The sequence below is a fragment of the Pontimicrobium sp. SW4 genome (genome assembly GCF_039954625.1).
Taxonomy (GTDB): Bacteria; Bacteroidota; Bacteroidia; order Flavobacteriales; family Flavobacteriaceae; genus Pontimicrobium.
In genome coordinates this window covers 1,483,522-1,504,174 of the sequence record NZ_CP157199.1, presented here as the reverse complement: position 1 = coordinate 1,504,174, position 20,653 = coordinate 1,483,522, and the positions used below count along the sequence as shown (strand labels likewise).

The window sequence follows — 20,653 nt, the reverse complement described above, 5'->3', positions numbered from 1 at the left end:
AACTATTAGCTTATAGCATAACATTACTTTTTTAAATTCTTAACCCCTAACAGAGAAGATACTTCTTTGCAAGAAAAAGTAATGATTATGAAAAAAGAACTTATCACAGATGCTGTATTAGTAAGCAACTACATTAAAGGCGACGAGAGCGCTTTATCAGTTTTAATTACCAGACACAAACAAAAAATTTACAGTTTTATTTACTCTAAGGTTTACGACCGTGACGTTACTGAAGATGTTTTTCAAGATACTTTTATTAAAGTTATTAGAACGTTAAAGCTTGGAAAGTATAATGAGGAAGGAAAATTTCTTCCTTGGGTAATGCGTATTGCTCATAATTTGGTTATTGATCATTTTAGAAAAAATAGTCGTATGCCAAAATTTGACAATGGACAAGAATTCAATATTTTTTCGGTAATAAGTGATACTTCTTTAAATGCAGAAAAAACAATTATTAAAGAGCAGGTACAAGAGGATGTTAGACGCTTAATTGAAGAACTACCTGAAGACCAAAAACAAGTATTGGTAATGCGTATGTATAATGATATGAGTTTTAAGGAAATATCCGAAAACACTGGTGTTAGCATCAATACTGCTTTAGGTAGAATGCGTTATGCACTCATTAATTTAAGAAAGGTTATAGATAAACATAATATTGTTTTGACTAATTAATACAATAAATAAAGTTATGCCACGTTACTCTAATATATTAACAACTAATTTAGTCAGATGGCAAAACTTTACATTGAAGATTCAAAACATTTTGAAACGTTAAAACCGAAGGAAGAGACGGTTAATTTTCTTCTGAATTATTCTCAAGCTTTAAGTGTTATCAGTCATAATGAATTAAAGTTTGAAGCGCTTTTAAACTAAACTTTGGCGAAAAAAAGCCCTAATTTAATTATTAGGGCTTTTTTGCGTCATAATATTTCTGAATTACTGTTTTTCTTCCAATAGTTTTAGTGATGATATCTTTTTCAAGATCCCAACCTCTAGCAGGAGAATACTCTCGACCGTACCATATTATTTGTAAGTGTAAATCGTTCCACAATTCTTTTGGGAACAATCTTTTAGCATCTTTTTCTGTTTGTACGACATTTTTACCATTGGTTAAATTCCAACGATACATTAATCTGTGAATATGTGTGTCAACAGGAAATGCTGGTACACCAAATGCTTGAGACATCACGACACTAGCTGTTTTATGTCCAACAGCTGGTAATTTCTCTAGATCTTCAAAACTTTGAGGTACTTCACCATTATGCCTATCTATAAGTATGTGCGACAATCCATGAATACCTTTACTTTTCATTGGAGATAACCCTACAGGCTTTATTATTTCTCGTATTTCATCTACAGTTAGCTTTATCATATCGTATGGGTTATCAGCTTTAGCAAATAACAAAGGTGTAATTTGATTGACGCGTACATCGGTACTTTGTGCAGACATAAGTACTGCAATAAGTAATGTATAAGGGTCTTTATGGTCTAATGGAATAGGAATTTCTGGATAGAGTTTATTTAAGGTTTTTATAACAAAATCTACTTTTTCTTGCTTGGTCATTGACTTATCTTTGTAAAAATCAAAGATACTAAATATGACGACTCTAAAAATAGGAGATAAGGCTCCAGATTTTCAATCGAAAGATCAAAATGGAAATGTTATTTCGCTTAATGATTATAAAGGCAAAAAATTGGTGTTATTTTTTTACCCAAAGGCAAGTACTCCTGGATGTACTGTTGAAGCATGCAATTTAAGAGATAACTACGAGCGCTTTCAGGCTTTAGGTTACGATATTCTTGGTGTGAGTGCTGATAGTGAAAAAAGACAATCTAACTTCAAGAATAAATATAATTTCCCTTATCCGTTATTGGCAGATGAAGATAAATCTGTTATTAATGCTTTTGAAGTTTGGGGACCAAAGAAATTTATGGGACGAACTTTTGATGGAATCCACCGTATTACATTTGTAATTAATGAAAATGGTGTTATTGAAGATGTTATTACCAAGGTTAAAACAAAAGAGCACACAAGCCAAATACTAAAAGGATAATAAAAAAAGCGACTTTTATAGTCGCTTTTTTTACTTTTTTACTTTTTTCTGGCCAATGACTATTGGTTTTCTTGTAAAACCAAACATTCTATAATCTTTTATTAAATCGGCAATTCCTTCTGGTAGCATATTACTCCAACCTCTTTTGCCTGATGCAATTTTTTGTAATACTTCTCTAGAGAAAATATCTAAAGTTTCTGGATCATAATCTTCAATATCAGTAACTTTTCCGTTGTATTTAAAGAACTTATATAGTTCTTTCATACGAGGATGTACTTTTAAATTTTTACTTGTAATTAATTCGCCTGAAGCTTTGTCAACCATAGGGATACAAGTAAACTTTTAAATCTTTAAAGAATAGCTTACCAAACGCTTCTAAAATACCTCCACTTAAATGTCTGTAATATTTTTCATCAAAAATATCTACTAAGTTATTCACTCCCATTGATAACCCAAGACGTGCTTTTGTGTATTGTGAGAAGTATTCTACTAATTTGTAATATTCTTGAAAGTTAGATATTAGCACAGTTTGCCCCAATGAACAAAGCAAATCTGCTCTATCCATAAAATCTTGTTCATCAATTTCACCTTCTGCACGAAGATTAGAAAGTGTAATTTCAAATAATGTTTGAGTGTTATTTTTATCAACTCTGTTTTCGTTTAAGAACATTTGATAAGATTTTTCAAACATATCCATGTTTACTTTAGTAACAGGTCTAAAACTACCTCTAAGCGCTAAAATATTCTTTTTGTAAAGGACTCTTGCTGGTAATACATTATGACCATCTGGATCAAACATTACCGCATCTGTCATACCATTTTTTACTAATTGTAGACTCATCAAGCGATTATCGACATTTTCGAAAATTGGCCCAGAAAAGTTTATAGTATCAATTTCCAATTGATCCTTGTCTAAATGATCATATAAATAGCGTAATAATTTTTTTGGCTCATTATACTTATAAAAGGCACCATAGATTAGGTTCGTACCAAGTTTTCCTAATGTTTCTTGTTGTAAACGTGCATCATTCTCTTTAAACCTAAAATGCAAGATAATTTCATTATAATCTTGATCAGGATCTATTTGATATTTAATACCAACCCATCCGTGTCCTTTAAATTTTTTTGCAAAATCAATAGTGGTAACTGTATTTGCATACGCAAAAAACATTTTATTAGGATGTTTATCTCTAGTAATTCGCTCTTCTATAAGCTTAATTTCATGAGAAAGCATTTTGCGCAATCTTGATTCAGTTACGTAACGTTTGTCATTTTCAATCCCATAAATTGAATCACTAAAATCTTTATCATAAGCAGACATAGATTTCGCAATAGTTTTGGAAGCACCACCAGCTCTAAAAAATTGCCTAACTGTTTCTTGTCCAGCTCCAATTTCGGCAAAAGTCCCATAAATATTTTCGTTTAAATTTATTCGGAGTGCTTTTTGCTTTAGTGAAGGAATATTTTCAATATCCATGTCTCCTTTTAGCGTGATTTCCATAGCAATTGTATCAAATTATTGTGCAGCACAAAGGTATTAAATATAGAGACGTAATGAAAAAAATAACATTACTTTTGTTATAAAATTTACAGTTTTGAAGATTACATTTTTAGGAACTGGAACATCTCAAGGTATTCCTGTAATAGGAAGCAACCATCCAGTTTGTTTAAGTAAGAATATAAAGGATAAACGTTTGCGTGTATCTGTTTTAATTGAGTGGGATAATTATGCTTATGTTATTGACTGTGGGCCAGACTTTAGGCAACAAATGCTTCGTACAAACGTGTCAAGAATTGATGGTATTTTATTTACGCACGAACATGCCGACCATACAGCTGGATTAGACGATATTAGACCATACTTTTTTAGACAAGGTGATATCCCTATTTTTGCTCATGAAAGGGTTTTAAGCTCTCTGGAAAGGCGTTTTGATTATATTTTTGAAGCTGAAAACAAGTATCCTGGTGCTCCAAGTGTAAAAAAAAATATTATTGAAAATAAACCTTTTGAGTTAGGTAATTTAGAAATTATTCCAATTAACGGATTTCATAATAAATTGCAAGTTTTTGGGTTTAGATTTAAAGACTTTGCTTATCTCACTGATATGAAAACTATAGAAGAAGATGAAATAGAGAAATTAAAGGGGGTTGAAGTATTGGTTGTAAACGCTTTAAGAGAAGAACAACACGAATCACATTTTAATTTAAAAGAAGCACTCCAATTTATTAAAAAAGTAAATCCCCAAAAAGCCTATTTAACACATATTAGCTCTTTATTAGGTTTTCATGATGTTGTTGAAAAATCGTTGCCAAAAAACGTTTTTTTGGCGTATGATAATTTAGAATTAACTATTTAATTAAGTATTATGAAAAGTAAAATTTATTTATATCTATTTGTGTTTACCTTGTTGTTAGTACTTTTTATGTACGTTAATTCTAAAAGCATTATAGAAAAGTATGATAAGGACATTACTATTGCAAAAGAACGAATTACAGCTTATAAAGATTCTTTGACTACGATTCAAGATGAAAAATTTGATCTTATGTATTTTAACTTAGAGCATAATGAAGATGCTATAAGTTATTTTGAAAATGAAGGAATAGATGTGACATCTTTAATACCATTTCTGAAGGATGAATTGTATAAACTTAATGAAGTAAAAGGGGAGCACCCTTTAGTTCCTTACGTTTCGATGACAGATGGAAAGATGATGATTAATAACATCAAGTTCTTAAATCACAAGTGGATTATTGCTGATTTTTCTGATGGTAAATATTGGGGAGAATTATTCCTAACTTATGAAATCACTAAAGATAAACAGCTAACTTATAGATTGGTTGAGCACTTTTTATATCCTCCACAAAGCTATTAGATACGTTCGTCTAACCAAGTTTTAAAATCATAAAAATTTTGTGGTGCCACACCATGACCAACTGGAAACTCGGCATACTGATGCTTAACTTCTAGCGATTCTAGAATTTTTGGTATTTGTCTTGACCATTCTACAGGAATTACTTGGTCTACGTTACCATGTGAGCAATAAAAGTCTAAATTAGATAATTTAGACTTATCAAATGTTTTAGGAATAATATCTGGATTGATATAACCGCTTAAAGCAACTACATTTTTAACTTTTTCAGGATAGGTGAGTGCCACTGCATAACTTAAAATAGTACCTTGACTAAAGCCTAATAATGTAACATTGTTTTTATTTACAGGGTAAGTTTCACAAGCTTCATCAATAAACTTAGCAATTAAATCTCTAGATTTTTTTGCTTGTTCATTATCACTCCATTTACCCTTTTCTGCATCAAAATTTATTGCATACCAAGCATTTCCATAGGGCTGCATCGCATAAGGTGCTTTAGCAGAAATGATAAAAAGTTCTTCTGGTAATTCCGAAGCGAATGAAAACAAATCATTTTCATCGCTACCATAGCCATGAAGCATAATGACTAAAGATGCATTTTTTGCTAAAGACGAAGGTCTTACTATATGCTCTAAAGAAAGATTAGTACTTGTCATTTAGTTACCGAAGCTTGCAAAAATACGTTGATAAAATTCTCCTAAAATTGGAGTAGGTTGGTTACGACCTGTAACTGCTGTCATGAATCCAAAGATGAATAATACTCCAAAGAAAATCCAAAACCCAATAGTTATAAGCCAATTATCAAAAAGACCAACAAAATATCCTAAAGCAAAAAAAGTTAACCATAAACCCAAAGCTTGCCTAAGATGAAAGGCTGCAAAACGGTTTTTCTTTTCATTATTCATAAAAAATGCAATAATGACTCCAAATAATGTCAGATAACTAATAATCGCGATAGTTCGACCTTCTTCTACTGTTTGATTATCCATAATTTAAAAATTATAAGATTATTTTTTTGTTGGCTATAATACCATACACTTTTCCTTTAAGAGTGTATCCTTTAAAAATAGCGTTTTTTGATTTAGAAACAATATGTTCTTTTGAAAAATCATAAGAAATATCTGGGTTAAAAAGTGTTATAGTAGCTTTATTTCCAATGTTTATGGTACTATCTTCAATCCCAAATCGTTCTTTTCCTTTAGTCAATAGTTTTATAACTGTTTTAGTTGGAAGAATTGTATTTAATGCTCCAAAAGCACTTTCTAATCCAATAGTGCCGTTTAAGGCATAATCAAATTCTAATTTCTTATGCTCTATATCTAAAGGATTATGGTCGCTCGTTACCATATCGATGGTACCATCTTTTAAACCGTTTATTAAAGCATCAATATCATTTTTGGTACGAAGTGGAGGAGATACTTTAAAATCAGTATCAAAACCTGTTAATGTTTCATCACTAAACACTAGATTGTGTATTGCAACGCTACAAGTAATATCCAATTTTTTCTTTTTTGCTTCTCGTATCAATTCAACCGATTTTGCAGTAGAAATGGTTGGAATATGCAACTTACCTTCAGTATATTCTAAAATAAACAAGTCTCTTGCAACTTGCAATTCTTCAGCTAGTGCTGGAATTCCTTTAAGTCCAATAGTGGTACTTATAACATGCTCATTCATTACACCATGTCCAGCTATGTTGTTTTCTTGTGGAAAAGAGCATACCAAGCCATTAAAACTATTAGCGTATTGCAAAGCAATTTTCATTAAGTTTGGGTTGCTAATAGGTTTTTTGTAATCTCCAAAGGCTACAGCTCCAGCATTGGTCATATCGAATAATTCAGCTAAATCTTTACCTTGACTATCTTTGGTTAAAGCTCCAATTGGATGTAAGGATACAGCATTGTTTTGAGCCATTGATTTTACAAAAGAAATGTCCGAGTTTGAATCTAACACAGGATGCGTATTGGCATTTAATAGTACTGAAGTAAATCCAGACTTTGCTGCTGTTTTTAAACCATTAACAATCGTTTCTCTTTCTTCAAAACCTGGTTCTCCAAAACATACGCTACTATCAAACCATCCTTGAGAGATGTGTAAGTTGTCTAGTTGAATTTCTTTGTAATTACCTGGGTTTTTAATGCGTTTGGAAATATTGGTAATAATTCCTTTTTCAATTAAAATATCTAGTGTTTGATTGTGAAAATCGCTTTTGTGATCAAGTATTGTAGCAGACTTTATAAGTACGTTCATTTAAAATATTTTAATATGAGCATCTCTATAACTAATAAGACTAGTGCAAAAATAGTAAACCATTTCCATAGCTCATTAATATTTGATTTATTTTTTATGGAGGTAAATAATTCTTCAATAGAGTTTGTTACAGTGGCATTTTTAAAATTAGTTAAATTCATGTACTGTAAATTGCTTTCATTTCTGTTGTAATTATAGCTCACTTTTTTTAAAATATTACCATTGTTACTAACATTATAAATACCTGCATTTGTTGGCAAATCTGTAGTAACAACAGCAACTTTGTTGCTATATGATCGCTGTTGCGGAATGATTTCTTCGTTTTCAAGTTCTAATTTTAGAATAGCATCTTGTTGGAGAACAACATTGACATCAAAGTTGTTTTCGGCACCAATAACATAAAAAATGTTTGGAAGCTTTAAACTTTGTCTTCCAATATTATAAATTACTGGGACAACAAGTGGAGAGTTTATAAAATTAGAATTGGTGGTGTTTAAGGCAGATGCAAATGCAAAAATAGTTCCTTGTTGATTTAAAAATGGTTTACCATCCTCAAATTTAAGTATACTTGAGCCTGAGCCTAATTCGTAAAAACTATTAACTTTTGGATACTGAAAGTTACTTATTTGCTTATCAAATACTTGATCTAAAAGCGGATGAGAATAATTAATAGTTGTTATCTTTTTTTCTACAATATTCTTTTCTGAATTATAATTAAATAATTGATTATAAGAATTTAATGAAATATCATCTGAAGGAATAATTAATATATTACCACCATTGCTTTTATAACTATTTAGAGAGTTTGTGAGTGATATAGGAATATTTGCCACTTCATTTACTATCACTAAGTTCTGCTCATCAATCTCATTATAATTTAATTGTTCTAAAGTTGTCTCTCTATAATTAAATTCATTCTCTGAAAAAATGCGCTTTAAATAATTATTTTCAGATGGATTTATAGTCAACACATTTATTTTCTCTCTGTTATTAATATTGAAGTATAATGTGTTATCAAAATTTAAACCAGAATCTTCAATAGCGACTTTTCCATTAATAACAGTATTTGTTGGCAGTGTAAATAAAGCTTTTTTCGAATCATTTATTGCAGATTTTGCTAATAGCAAGTCGTCATTATACAAGGCAACAGAGAGATTATCAAAATTATCACTTCCAGAAATGGTTGCTGTAAGTTCAAAATTCGAAGGTGTTTCTTTGGAAATATATACACTATCCAGACTAATATTTTTATTAGTAACTGCCTGTAACTGTACTAAATTTAAAGCATATTCCTTATTTTCAGAATCACTAATTGCTTTGTTGTTTGTTTGAAAATCTGAAAGAAGCACTAGATTTTTCGTTGATGTCGCATCTTGACTAAATAATTTTTCTCCTTTAAGGATTACCGCGTCGTAATCTAGTTGGTTAGATGAATAACTAAGTTCAAGCAATTCATTAGAGAGCGTTTTTCGAGTTGCGTTTCTAAACGTGTTATCGTTTGTGAAAAGGGTTAATTCGTCTGTATCATCTAATGCGTTTAAAATGTCTTGAACACTCCGCTTAAGTAGTTCCCCTTTACCCCCTTTAGCTTGCATGCTAAAAGAGTTGTCTAAATATACTAGTGTTTCTGTTTTTACATTTAATCCTGTAGAATTGGAAAAATAAGGTTGTGAAAACGCAAATATAATGGCAGCAAAAAGGAGCATACGTGTCACAAGCGTTAACCACTTTTTAAGTTGAGAACTTTTACGTGTTTGGGTAATAACGTTTTTTAAGAATTTTACATTAGTAAATGGTACTTTTTGAAAACGACGTAACTGAAAAAGATGAACAATTATTGGAATAAGCAGTAAAAAAAGCGCGTAAAGAAGTTCTGGGTGTTTAAACTGCATTATTTAGTATTGTTTCGAGAAGTAAAGATAGAAAATGAAATGAGATTTGTAGTTCCCTATTCTGAGAATTTTAACGTTTAGCAGAAGAAAAAGTAATCTATCATTGTCTTCATATTTTGTTTGTGTAAATAGTCTCTAATTTCCTTTTGAGCATCGCTATTTGCCACAGTAATGATACTCTGAGGATTTTTTAAGTGCTCCAAATACTTGAACTCTTTAAGTTGTTGGTCGTAAATATGCTTGTTTATTTTTTTTGGATTATCGCAAATCCAATGAAAGGGAATGTTTTTAGCTGCTAATGATTTTGCTACTGTCTTTCCTTTGAGTCCTGCTCCCCAAATAGTTAGGGGTCTTGAGGCATCATAATTCAACTCTAAAAAGTAATGTAACTTCAAATCGATAAAATGATTTTGTGCATAATGCTCATGTATTCTAGATGTTCTAATGGGATAATCTCGCCAATGATGAAGCATTTCTTCAGTTGGAATGCATTTCTGTCCATATTTATAAAACCTGAACGCTAAATCGTAATCCTCAGGATAACGATTTGGTATAAATGCCTCAGATTTTATAAGGTCTTCTCTAAAAGCCATCCAACAAGGTGAAGGGATGACGCATTCTTTATATATCTCAGAGTAATTACTTCCTAATCTTGTGAGTTTATTTAACCATTGTTCATAATTTGCATAACCTTCACTAATGCCTTCTTCTGAAAAATAATTAACCAAACCAATGGCTAGATGACCTTTGCCATATGTACTCAACAAATCTATCATCACTTCAAGTTTGTTTAACGTCATGATATCATCACTATCCATTCTTGTAATAAAATCACCAGAACTTTGTTGAAATGCTAACCGCAGAGCCTCGATAATTCCAGAGCCATCATTTTTATAGAGTTTAATTCTAGGATCTTTTGTTGAATATATGGAAGCAATACTGTAACTATCATCAGTCGAACCATCATCAACAATCAACAATTCCCAATTGGAGTAGGTCTGATTAATAATTGAGTCTAAACATTCTTTTAGATATTTGGAGGTATTTTTAAAAGGCGTTAGAATACTAATAAGAGGTTGTTGCATAAGGCGAAGATATTAAACTCTTCTGTTAACACAAATTAACAATGATTTACTATAAAATATAAAATGGAATATTATTTTTGTTGCACTATAAAAAAATATACATGAAAAAAATCACACTAATGTTAGGTGTTTGTGGATTGTTACTAGGATGTGGCTCTGCAAAAAAAACAAACGATTTAGCGATTAGCAATCCAATTGTCACAAAAATAGATTTAACAAAAGTTGTTGCAGACAAAGCTCCGGTAACTATAAATCCAGGAAGATTTACAGCTGAAACTGTAACTTACAGATTGCCAAAAGTAGTCCAAGGAACTTATTCAGTAAGTGATTTCGGGAAATACATTGATGATTTCAAAGCAGTTGATTATGATGGAAATGCACTAACTTTTAGTAAAAGTGATACTAATACTTGGGTTATAAATGACGCTACAAAGTTGGATTATATCACTTATAACGTAAATGATACTTTTGATGTTGAAACCTCAGGAGGAATAGGTGGTGATACACCATTCTCACCAGCTGGAACTAATGTTGAGCCAGATAATTATGTGTTAAACTTACACGGATTTATTGGTTATTTTGATTCCTTAAAGAACAATCAATATACATTAGATGTTACTGCTCCAGCTGATTTTGTACGCACGTCAGCATTACAACAAGCTGGAAGTACAACAAGTACTGATGGTAGTTCAATAACTTCTAGTTATTTGGCACCAAGATATTTCGATATTACTGATAATCCAATGATGTATGGGAAACTAGATGTTGAAGAGTTTATGGTTGGTGATATTAAAATTGTTTTAAGCGTATATTCCCCAAACAAAGTTCATTCAGCAGCATCAATGAAAGAAACGATGTATAAGATGATGCAAGGACAAAAAGCATACTTAGGAGATGTAAACACAACACCTCGTTATGATATCTATGTATACTTATCTGAAGGAAAGCCAGAATCTCCAAAAGGATTTGGTGCTTTAGAGCATCACACATCTACTGTTGTGGTTATGCCTGAATCTATGCAAGAAGCAGCTTTAGCTACACAAATGGTGGATATTGTATCACATGAATTTTTTCATATTGTAACGCCTTTAAGTGTGCATTCTGAAGATGTTCATTATTTCGACTATAACAATCCTACATTTTCTAAGCATCTATGGATGTACGAAGGTGTAACAGAATATTTTGCAAGCTTATTTCAAGTAGACCAAGATTTGGTGTCTGAAGATGAATTTTACAGCAAGATAATGGGTAAAATACAAACATCTAGAGCAATGAATGACTCAATGAGTTTTACCGAAATGAGTGAAAATGTTTTAGAAGAGCCATATGCTAGTCAGTATTACAATGTATATCAAAAAGGTGCTTTAATTGGTATGTGTATTGATATTTTAATGCGTGAAGGTAGCAACGGTAATAGAGGAATTTTATCATTAATGAAAGAGCTATCTCTTAAGTATGGTAAAAACAAACCTTTTGAAGATGATAAAATTCTGGATGAAATTGTTGCAATGACGTATCCTTCTTTAAAAGAGTTTTTTGATGCTCACGTTGTTGGTACAACACCTATTGATTACAATAAATTTTTTGAAAAAGTAGGATTGCATGTTGCTGAATCTAAAGTTAAAGCAAACTACTTATTAATTAATGGAGCACCAATAGTATCTGGTGATGGACAAAAAGGAACCATCTTTTTTACTGCTTTAGCAGAACAAAATAGCTTTTGGGCAGAACAAGGTGTTAAGGCTAATGATGTGATTAAAATGGTAAATGGGCAAGAAGTAACACTTCAAAATGCAAACTCAATTTTCCAAGAAGTATATGGATGGCAACCTGGAAAAGAGATTGAAGTTAAATTGGATAGAAATGGAGAGGAAATTATTATTAAAACAGCATTAACTCAAGGTTATACAGTTGGAAATAAGCTACAAGCAAAACCTGATGCGACAAAGGCGCAAGTGGACTTGAGAAACGCTTGGTTAAAAGGATAAGTTTAAATACTATTAAAACAAAAGGGGTTGAATTTTTATTCAACCCCTTTTGTTTTGTCTATAATTAAAATTTATATATGTTCTTTCTTTAATAATTGTTTTTAGCGTCATTCCGAATTTATTTCGGAATCACATAAGGCAGTGAGCAATGTATTTGTAATGAGAACCTGAAACAAGTTCAGGTTGACGTGAGCAAATATATTCATTATAGATATTCAAAAGTTTATTCTATTAAATCTGTATTTACAATTGCAGTTTCAATTGATAATTTATTTCCGTCATTAACCTTAGTCCAAGTGATATACGCTAGATTGTCTTTTACAACCATTCTTGGGAAACCACTCGAGCGACTTTCTGATGATTCTGCTAAAGTTATAATATTACTTAATTTCCCATTTTTAGCAACACGTTGCAACTTAATACTTGTTTTACCTTCAATAGTGTCCATCCAACTTACAAGCGCAGAATTATCCTCAAGCATTTCAACATCTACACGACCTAAAGGAGCAACATTTCCAATCTCTATAGGTTCATTAAATGTTTGACCATTGTCATTGGAGAATATTACTTTTACTGATGGTAAATTATCTGCAACGGTAAACCAAGCCACAGCCACAGTACTTTTTTTGGTAGATATTGCTGGTCCATTTACAGGGCAACCAGTAATTTTCCAATTATCATTATAAATGGCTTTTGGTTCAGTCCAAATGCCATCAATTTGTTTCACATAATAAATATCTCTAATTTCTGTTTCAGAACGGTCTCTATAAATAACAATTGGACCATCTTCACTCATTGCAACATCTGTTTGACAACAATCACATACGCGACCGTCTAGCAGATATTCATTTTCAATTTTTCCGTTGCTATCAAAAACAGCTCCTCGAAGCGTCATTTGTTTTGCAATACTGGAGTCTTGTTCTGCGTAAGCCATTTGGCGACCATCCAACCAAACCGACAAAAATGAATCATCATTCATAGCAACTTTGCTAACAAAACCATGTTCGGTATTTGTGCTATCAGTATGAGGTGTTATAGCAGTACTCCAACTATTACCATCATTATTGGATATGGCGAGTTTAACATCATAAGCATATGTATCACTAGCACTTTTTTCCAAATAATGTGCTGCTAGATTATTTCCAAAGGATACTACAGAAGGAAAGTCAGCCCAATTTAAAAACCAGTTATTACCAGTTGCAATGATTTGTGTTTCAGACCAAGTATTATTGTTGCCCAATTTTGATAGTAAGAGTTTACTAGAATTATCAGTACCAGTTTCTATCCAACTTATGTAAATAGTACCATCATCAGATTTATGCAAACTAGACTCTGAACCATTTAAACTATTAGGAGCAGTAACATAAGTAACTACCTCTCCTAACTTTGTATCACAAGAAAAAAGGGTTAACAATAAAGCACTAAATAGAATTTGATGTTTCATATATTAATATTTAGCTGATTTACCATTAGCAGAAGATTTTTTAATAAACTCTCTTATATCTTCATTGGCTTTAATTAAATCTTCCTTTCTAAGGTACATCATGTGACCACTTCTATAACCTTTAAAACTCATGCGATCTTTTAATTTTCCACTTGGGTCAATTTGTGATAAGGTGTATTTTGCTGTAAAATACGTAGTAGCACCATCGTAATAACCAGATTGGTTTAATACATGTAAATAAGGGTTTGTTGCCATTGCTTTACGTAAATTGTCTCTGGTATTGTTATTATCATTATTCCAAGGATGCACAGGGCCAAACATATTATACTTAACATCTGTGTCGAAATTCAGTTCATTTTTTATATAATGGTTAATTGCTGGCGTAAACGAATGTAACCAAGATGTTAATTCGGCACTATAATCTGGACTCATTCCTGCTTGCATTCTATCAATACCTAAATAGCGTGAATCTAAACGACCTATGGTTTGTCCAGTTTTATCTCGTAATAATTCTTTCCAGAAAAAATTATTTGGCACTACTAAATTGTGTTGCAAAATCGCTTTTTTACTTAAACCAGTGTATTGCGACATTTTCTCAGCAACACTATTGCGTTCATCATCACTTATAAACCCTCCTTTCGCAATTGCTGGCATTAATGTATTAATAGCATAACTCTCAACTTCTGGCAGCATGTCTGTTAAATCTTTGTTTTGCAAAGTAGGAGGTAACATTTTGTGATACCATGCAGCAGCAGCTTTATAAGGTAAGTCTAAAGCTGAATATTCAGGTTGACCATCAGTATTATAAGCATTATAATCCGCTGGGGATACTAAAATCACGCCATTTAAATACATCCATTGGCTCCCTTGCAACTGGTTTGCTAATCCCATAACACGAGTGCCTCCATAACTCTCTCCAATAATATATTTTGGAGATTCCCAACGGTTTTTTCGAGACACAAAAGTATTTACCCATTCGGCTAAGTATTTGATGTCTTCATTAATTCCGAAAAATTGTTTTCTATCAGGCATTTTTCCATCTTTTCCTGGAACCATTCTAGAATAACCTGTATTTACAGGGTTTACAAATACAATATCTGCCACATCTAAAATGGAGTTAGGATTACTTTTAAATCCGTAAGGTTGTACAGGATAGCCTTCATCATCAATATTTAGAATTCTTGGACCTGTATATGCTACATGCATCCAAACCGAAGCTGACCCTGGACCACCATTAAAAGAAATGATTAGTGGTCTAGAAGCTCTGTTTTTTATATTATTTCTAGTATAGTAGGTGTAAAATAATGTTGCGACTGGGTCTCCATTAGCATCCCAAACTGGTTGTGTACCAGTTTCGGCTGTATAAGACATACTCACACCTTTTATAGTTGTGTTATGGGTTGTTTTTACTAAAGTGTCTACTGGAATTGTTCTACTTTGAGCAAACGATGTTGTGATTGCCACAATGCATAAAAGCGTAATTATTTTTTTCATGAATCAAAAAATTTAGTTGGTTTATTTTGAATATTACTAAAGTACTATTTTACTGGTAATTGTAATAAATAATTATTAATTGTTATTAACTATTAGAAACCTTCAAATACACCTAGTCCAAAAAGGGCAAAATCGTACTTTACAGGATCTTTGCTATCCAATATTCTTAGTGAACTATCTAACTCGTTTAATGCTTTAGCATCGTTTTGCTTTCTATGGAGTAATCCTAATTTACGTGCGACATTGCCTGAATGCACATCTAGAGGACAAGAGAGTTGACTAGGAGAGAGGGTCTTCCAAATACCAAAGTCAACGCTTGCGTTATCTTGTCTAACCATCCATCGTAAAAACATATTAATACGCTTTGCTGCTGAATTTTTTAAAGGGTCGCTAATATGCTTTTGTGTTCGAGGTAAATGTTCAATCTCAAAGAAAAGCTTTTTAAAATGATGAATAGATGTTTGCAAGGAATCTTGCTTGGTATATTTTAAAAACACATTTTCTAAACCATCATGCTTATTGTAAATATGTTGTAAACTTTTAATGAATTGTATAAAATCGTTTCCGTTGAATGTGCGATGTACAAATGGTTTAAAAGCTTCTAAGTCACTGTCTTGATGATTGATTATAAAATCGTGAGGAACATTATCTAACAACTGCATCATTCGCTGTGCATTGTTGATGATACTTTTTCTATTTCCCCAAGCAATGGTAGCTGTTAGAAAACCAGCGATTTCAATATCTTCTTTTTTACTAAAGTGATGCGGAATTTGAATAGGGTCGCTCTCAATAAACTTTTGGTTATTGTATTGCACAACTTTCGAGTCTAGAAAATCTTTAAGTTCTATCGTGTTTAAAAATGGAATAACTTATGTAGTATTAGTATTAAAAGACTAAAATAAAAATATAACTTCACTTATTACCTATTATAAGTATAAAAACGATCCTCACTAAGTATAATTACATATACTAATAAACCACGTTTAACAATATATCGATTTAGAGTAACAATCTTGGTGTAACTATCGTCTTAGTTAAAGAACGGAGCGTTAAAAATGGAAATTTCAAGTAAAGGTAAATATTATGGTAGCTTAAACTCAGAGATGTCATTTAATGATATATTATTGACTAAGTATGATTACAATGAAGATAGAACTCCTTGGCATTATCACGAAAACCCATATTTTATGTTTGTTTTGTATGGAAACATGATAGATGTAAACAAAAAAAATAAAACACTACTTAGTCCAGGGAACTTGATGTTCACTAATTGGCAAGAAATTCATTATGGAGAAAAACATTCAAAAGAAGCAGGCGGATTCCATTTAGAGCTTGAAAAAAAATGGTTAAAAGAATATGATGTTTCATCAATAGATATTGAAGGAAGTCTACATTTGGAAAATCCATTCATTAAGTGTTTAATGAATAAGGTATATTTAGAAACCAAAATAAATGACAGTCATAGTCTATCTAGTATTGAGTTGCTAATTCTTGATATTTTTAATAAAATGAAGAATGTGCAATTGGAGGCAAATTCAAAAAAACCGAATTGGGTAAAAAAGCTTTATGAGCTTATTATAGACACTGAAGTAGATTACTCACTTTCATATCTTAGTAAAGAGTTAAATATACATCCAGTACATTTATCAAGAGAGTTTCATAAGTATTTTGGATCTACGCTAGGGCAATATATTCGACAACTTAAATTGAATAAAGCAATTGCATTAATATTAACTAAACAATATTCTATGACTGAGATTTGTTACAAATGCGGGTTTTATGACCAAAGTCACTTTATATCAAATTTTAAATCTATTTATAAGGTGCCGCCTACTAAATTTTTAAGGCTTATTTCTTAATGTTAAGAATATACAATTTTCCTTTTTTTGAAAGTTAGACTTTTGTTTATATAAAATAATTTCAATGAAAAATTTCATCATATCAATTCTACTTATGAGTATTGTAGTCTCATGTAAAAACTCAAAAAACAATATTGCCAAACTAGAGAACAACTCAATACAATTCACTAAAGATAAAGATTATCTTTCGCCAGATCCTTATACAGAATTTACAGAGGAATTTACTATGAATCGAGATAGTTTTTTAGGTCTACAATTTACTTTAGAGAAACCATTAGTAAAAATACTGAAAGATATAGATTCTAATATGTCAGAAGAAGAGTTGTTAAAGAATGGAAATTTTCAATTTACAATATTAGTAAATGACAAAGAAGTCTTTAAGGAAAACCTAAATAAAGGAGCTGGAACATACGAAACAAAAACCAAACAATTACTATATAAATTACCACTTATTTCAATAGAACAACAAGATTCTTGGATGTGGTTTTTATGGGCTAGGTATTATTATATGTCTGGAGGAAGAGATTTGCTAGTAGATCAGCATAAAATAACTATAGAAGTAAGAACTTATCTAAAATCTGATGCTATACAAACAGGTTCTCTTTTAGCAAAAGGAAGCTTTAATTATAGCGTAGCTGAAGCTCCTTTCAAAGCTCATGAAGTGCCAGTACAACCTATACAACCCAATAGTGGATGGATACTCTCCAACGATTATTACGATACAGCAAAAATAGAAGCGCTTAACAAAAAGATTTCTCAAAAGAGGTTTGAAAATATTGATGGTATCGTTGTGATAAAAGAGGGTAAACTACTTATAGAAGAATACTTTAATGGAGAAGGAAGAGATACATTGCACAACCCAAGGTCTGTTGGTAAAACAATTGCTTCTACTGTCATGGGAATTGCCATAGAAGAAAAGTATATAAAAGATGAGAATCAACAATTAAAAGATTTTTATGATCTTAAAAAATTCAAAAACTATAGTCCAGAGAAAGAAGAGATTACTTTAAAAGCGCTACTAACTATGAGTTCTGGAATGATTGGTGACGATTCAGATATGAGCAACCCAGGGAATGAAGAATATATGTATCCTACTGATGATTGGGTAAAATTCGCTTTAGACTTGCCTATAGATAAAAATAAAAAGATGAATAAAGACTATACTTATTTTACAGCTGGAGTCGTTGTTTTGGGAGATATTATCCATAAATCTGTACCAGGAGGCCTCGAATCTTATGCCGATAAAAAGTTGTTTGCACCATTAGGAATCACGAATTATAGATGGCAATATACACCACAAGGTGTTGGTAATACAGCTGGAGGTATTCAACTAAGAGCTCTAGACTTTGCTAAATATGGGCAACTCTATAAAAACAAAGGCAAATGGAACGGAAAACAAATACTACCTGAAGCATGGGTAGAAAAAAGCTTAGCTAAACAAGTATCGCAAGCTTATGCTGGAATAGAAAACGGATATTATGGTTACCTTTTCTGGAATAAAGTGTATAGAGTAAATGGTAAAGACTACGAAGTATCTTTTTGTACTGGTAATGGAGGTAATAAAATCTTTGTCTTTAAAGATATTCCTTTTGTAGTAGTTATTACTAGCTCTAATTATGGTAGACCATATGCACATACCGATGCAGACAAAATGATGACAGAATATATTTTACCTGCTGTGTTTGCTAAAAAATAAAACTAATAATAAATGTCTTAGAGTATGAATACTAATAGGTAAATGTCGTTTAATTTTGAAGAAACTACTTAAGTTTCTTCAAAGACTTAGCTACAAGAACAGCAACACAGCTATCACCAGAAATATTCACAACCGTTCGAGCCATATCTAAAGGTCTATCAACTGACATAATCATAGCTAAAGCCACAGCTAACTTTTCAGAAGGAAAACCAACAGATTCTAAAACAATCACTAACATAATAATACCTGCACTTGGTGTTGCTGCTGCGCCAATAGATGCGAGCGTTGCCGTTAGTACAATAGTTAATTGGTCGGTTAAAGTTAAATCATGGCCCAAAACTTGACATACAAAAACAGCCGCAATCGCTTGCATTAAACTTGTAGCATCCATATTTATGGTAGCGCCAACAGGACATACAAAACTGCTTATTTCTTGTTCAACGCCTAAATTTTCTTCAACACATTTCATGGTTACTGGTAATGTTGCCATACTAGAACTTGTAGTCAATGCCGTAAGTTGCGCTGGTAATATGCCCTTTAAAAAGTATTTAGGTGATTTTTTGGCGTATAGCATAATTAGTAACACATACACACCAATCAATAACAACATGCCAAATAGGAGTAAAGCAGCATATCTTAATAAAGCAATAAATAATTCGGCATTGGTAGTTTCTGCGATAAGCGTCGCTATTAAAGCAGCAACTGCGTAAGGAGCAGTAAGCATGATAACATCCACCATTTTAAGCATGATTTTATTTATTGAATCAATCAACTTTTTTACTGGTTTGGCATGTTTACTCGGAATTAAAAGCATACATATACTAAAAAAGATGGTCACAAAAATAACTTGCAACATGCTTGCATTGTTTGTAAATGCATTAAACATATTTTGAGGCACAAGCTCAACAAAGAAACTTAAAGGCCCTTTATTTCCAATATCAGCTGAGGCAATTTTATCGCTCATACTTGCAGTAAACCCTTCAGACAGATTTATTAAGGCATCTGGATTTACATTAGAACCAGGAGCAAAAGCATTAACCAAAGACAACCCTAAAATAACAGCTAAAACTGTAGTGAACAAATAAAAACCAATGGTTCTACCTCCAATTTTTGATAAATCGGATAAATCTTTAAAATCTGTAATTCCTTTTGAAAGCGATACAATAACTAGTGGTACAGCTATAAGTTTTAAAAGGCTTATAAAAATTTGTCCTAAGGGCTTTATCCAATCGGTGACAAAACCTTGCCCCCAAGAAAATTGAATAGCAATTAGACCAATAACAACACCCAATAGCATTCCTAATAGAATCTTCCAATGCAATGCCATTTTTTTCATATAATGTATGTTACTAAGTGTTATTTACCATTTTGCCGTCGACCATTACAAGCTTTCTATCTGCCATATTTGCCAATTCTTGATTATGGGTTACAATAACAAAGGTTTGACCAAATTGGTCACGAAGTTTAAAAAATAGATTATGAAGGTTTTCTGCAGATTCGCTATCTAAATTACCCGAAGGTTCATCTGCAAAAATAATTTTTGGATTATTTATTAATGCTCTAGCAACAGCCACACGTTGTTGTTCGCCACCTGATAATTCATTGGGTTTGTGGTCAACTCTATAAGAAAGACCTAAAAACTCAAGAAGCTCTTTGGCTTTGTTTTCAGCATCTTTTTTTGGAGTTCCTTTTATAAATGCAGGAATACACACATTCTCTAAAGCCGTAAATTCTGGTAGTAATTGATGAAATTGAAAAATGAAGCCTAAATGCTCATTTCTAAACTTTGCCAATTCCTTCTCTTTAAGATTTGTAATTGATGTATTGTCTATAAATAATTCGTGAGGTTCTTTTTTTGATGGTTCGTCCAAAGTTCCCAAAATTTGCAGTAATGTAGTTTTTCCTGCACCAGATGCACCAACTATAGAGACAATTTCACCTTGATTAATACTTAAGTCTACACCTTTTAATACGTGTAAATCATCATAGTATTTATGAATGTTTTTTACTTTAATCATATA

General features: G+C 31.8%; 18 protein-coding genes and 1 pseudogene. 7 read left to right on the top strand and 12 right to left on the bottom strand.

Translation table 11 applies throughout. The features are described 5' to 3' along the window. The first annotated feature begins 87 nt into the window (after positions 1 to 87). On the top strand, positions 88 to 672 hold the full coding sequence (locus ABGB03_RS07105; protein WP_347926055.1) for a sigma-70 family RNA polymerase sigma factor: 585 nt from the start codon (positions 88 to 90) through the stop codon (positions 670 to 672). A gap of 232 nt (positions 673 to 904) precedes the next feature. On the opposite strand, the gene nth is transcribed toward ABGB03_RS07105, so the two are convergent. Next, on the bottom strand, positions 905 to 1,564 hold the full coding sequence (gene nth, locus ABGB03_RS07100) for an endonuclease III (protein WP_347926054.1): 660 nt from the start codon (positions 1,562 to 1,564) through the stop codon (positions 905 to 907). A gap of 34 nt (positions 1,565 to 1,598) precedes the next feature. On the opposite strand from nth, the gene bcp reads away from it, so the two are divergent. Next, positions 1,599 to 2,054 carry a thioredoxin-dependent thiol peroxidase gene (bcp, locus tag ABGB03_RS07095; RefSeq protein WP_347926052.1) on the top strand — a complete coding sequence of 152 codons (456 nt, stop codon included), beginning with the start codon at positions 1,599 to 1,601 and terminating at the stop codon, positions 2,052 to 2,054. Between the two features lie 30 nt (positions 2,055 to 2,084). Here the strand turns inward: bcp and ABGB03_RS07090 are convergent. Continuing rightward, positions 2,085 to 3,555: pseudogene (locus ABGB03_RS07090) on the bottom strand (TonB-dependent receptor). A gap of 94 nt (positions 3,556 to 3,649) precedes the next feature. Here ABGB03_RS07090 and ABGB03_RS07085 point away from each other — a divergent pair. Then, positions 3,650 to 4,411, top strand: coding sequence for an MBL fold metallo-hydrolase (locus ABGB03_RS07085; RefSeq protein WP_347926051.1), 762 nt, complete (start codon positions 3,650 to 3,652; stop codon positions 4,409 to 4,411). Positions 4,412 to 4,420: 9 nt separating this feature from the next. Then, positions 4,421 to 4,927 (top strand): hydrolase, encoded by a 507-nt coding sequence (locus ABGB03_RS07080; RefSeq protein WP_347926050.1) that lies wholly within the window; start codon positions 4,421 to 4,423, stop codon positions 4,925 to 4,927. Here ABGB03_RS07080 and ABGB03_RS07075 read toward each other — a convergent pair. From ABGB03_RS07075 to ABGB03_RS07055, 5 genes are all read right to left on the bottom strand, one after another. Next, a complete protein-coding gene (locus tag ABGB03_RS07075; RefSeq protein WP_347926048.1) occupies positions 4,924 to 5,580 on the bottom strand; it encodes an alpha/beta fold hydrolase in 657 nt (218 codons plus the stop codon). The two genes, ABGB03_RS07080 and ABGB03_RS07075, sit on opposite strands and share 4 nt — an antisense overlap. Then, positions 5,581 to 5,913, bottom strand: a complete 333-nt coding sequence (locus ABGB03_RS07070) for a hypothetical protein (protein ID WP_347926047.1) — start codon at positions 5,911 to 5,913, stop codon at positions 5,581 to 5,583. Between the two features lie 10 nt (positions 5,914 to 5,923). Further along, the gene (locus tag ABGB03_RS07065) at positions 5,924 to 7,174 is read right to left on the bottom strand and encodes a dihydroorotase (RefSeq protein ID WP_347926045.1); all 1,251 of its coding nucleotides are present in this window, start codon (positions 7,172 to 7,174) and stop codon (positions 5,924 to 5,926) included. Further along, the gene (locus ABGB03_RS07060; RefSeq protein ID WP_347926044.1) at positions 7,171 to 9,066 is read right to left on the bottom strand and encodes a BatA domain-containing protein; all 1,896 of its coding nucleotides are present in this window, start codon (positions 9,064 to 9,066) and stop codon (positions 7,171 to 7,173) included. The genes ABGB03_RS07065 and ABGB03_RS07060 overlap by 4 nt, the downstream gene beginning before the upstream one ends. A 77-nt stretch (positions 9,067 to 9,143) precedes the next feature. Further along, positions 9,144 to 10,151 carry a glycosyltransferase family 2 protein gene (locus ABGB03_RS07055; protein ID WP_347926042.1) on the bottom strand — a complete coding sequence of 336 codons (1,008 nt, stop codon included), beginning with the start codon at positions 10,149 to 10,151 and terminating at the stop codon, positions 9,144 to 9,146. Between the two features lie 101 nt (positions 10,152 to 10,252). Between ABGB03_RS07055 and ABGB03_RS07050 the strand changes: the two genes are divergently transcribed. Continuing rightward, positions 10,253 to 12,139 (top strand): peptidase M61, encoded by a 1,887-nt coding sequence (locus tag ABGB03_RS07050; RefSeq protein WP_347926040.1) that lies wholly within the window; start codon positions 10,253 to 10,255, stop codon positions 12,137 to 12,139. Positions 12,140 to 12,362: 223 nt separating this feature from the next. On the opposite strand, the gene ABGB03_RS07045 is transcribed toward ABGB03_RS07050, so the two are convergent. From ABGB03_RS07045 to ABGB03_RS07035, 3 genes are all read right to left on the bottom strand, one after another. Next, complete coding sequence (locus ABGB03_RS07045; RefSeq protein ID WP_347926038.1) at positions 12,363 to 13,583, bottom strand: hypothetical protein; 1,221 nt, start codon at positions 13,581 to 13,583, stop codon at positions 12,363 to 12,365. A gap of 3 nt (positions 13,584 to 13,586) precedes the next feature. Next, complete coding sequence (locus ABGB03_RS07040) at positions 13,587 to 15,077, bottom strand: carboxypeptidase (protein WP_347926036.1); 1,491 nt, start codon at positions 15,075 to 15,077, stop codon at positions 13,587 to 13,589. A 92-nt stretch (positions 15,078 to 15,169) separates the two neighbouring features. Then, on the bottom strand, positions 15,170 to 15,892 hold the full coding sequence (locus ABGB03_RS07035) for a TIGR02757 family protein (RefSeq protein WP_347926035.1): 723 nt from the start codon (positions 15,890 to 15,892) through the stop codon (positions 15,170 to 15,172). 240 nt (positions 15,893 to 16,132) lie between these two features. Between ABGB03_RS07035 and ABGB03_RS07030 the strand changes: the two genes are divergently transcribed. Both ABGB03_RS07030 and ABGB03_RS07025 read left to right on the top strand, forming a co-directional pair. Beyond that, positions 16,133 to 16,936: a helix-turn-helix transcriptional regulator gene (locus ABGB03_RS07030; protein WP_347926033.1), complete on the top strand. Its 804-nt coding sequence runs from the start codon at positions 16,133 to 16,135 to the stop codon at positions 16,934 to 16,936. Between the two features lie 64 nt (positions 16,937 to 17,000). Beyond that, complete coding sequence (locus tag ABGB03_RS07025) at positions 17,001 to 18,632, top strand: serine hydrolase (protein WP_347926031.1); 1,632 nt, start codon at positions 17,001 to 17,003, stop codon at positions 18,630 to 18,632. A 64-nt stretch (positions 18,633 to 18,696) separates the two neighbouring features. Here ABGB03_RS07025 and ABGB03_RS07020 read toward each other — a convergent pair whose 3' ends face one another. Next, positions 18,697 to 19,968, bottom strand: coding sequence for a dicarboxylate/amino acid:cation symporter (locus ABGB03_RS07020; RefSeq protein WP_347926030.1), 1,272 nt, complete (start codon positions 19,966 to 19,968; stop codon positions 18,697 to 18,699). Positions 19,969 to 19,981: 13 nt separating this feature from the next. Then, entirely contained in the window at positions 19,982 to 20,650 is a 669-nt protein-coding gene (locus tag ABGB03_RS07015) for an ABC transporter ATP-binding protein (RefSeq protein ID WP_347926028.1), read from the bottom strand. Between the last annotated feature and the right edge of the window lie 3 nt (positions 20,651 to 20,653).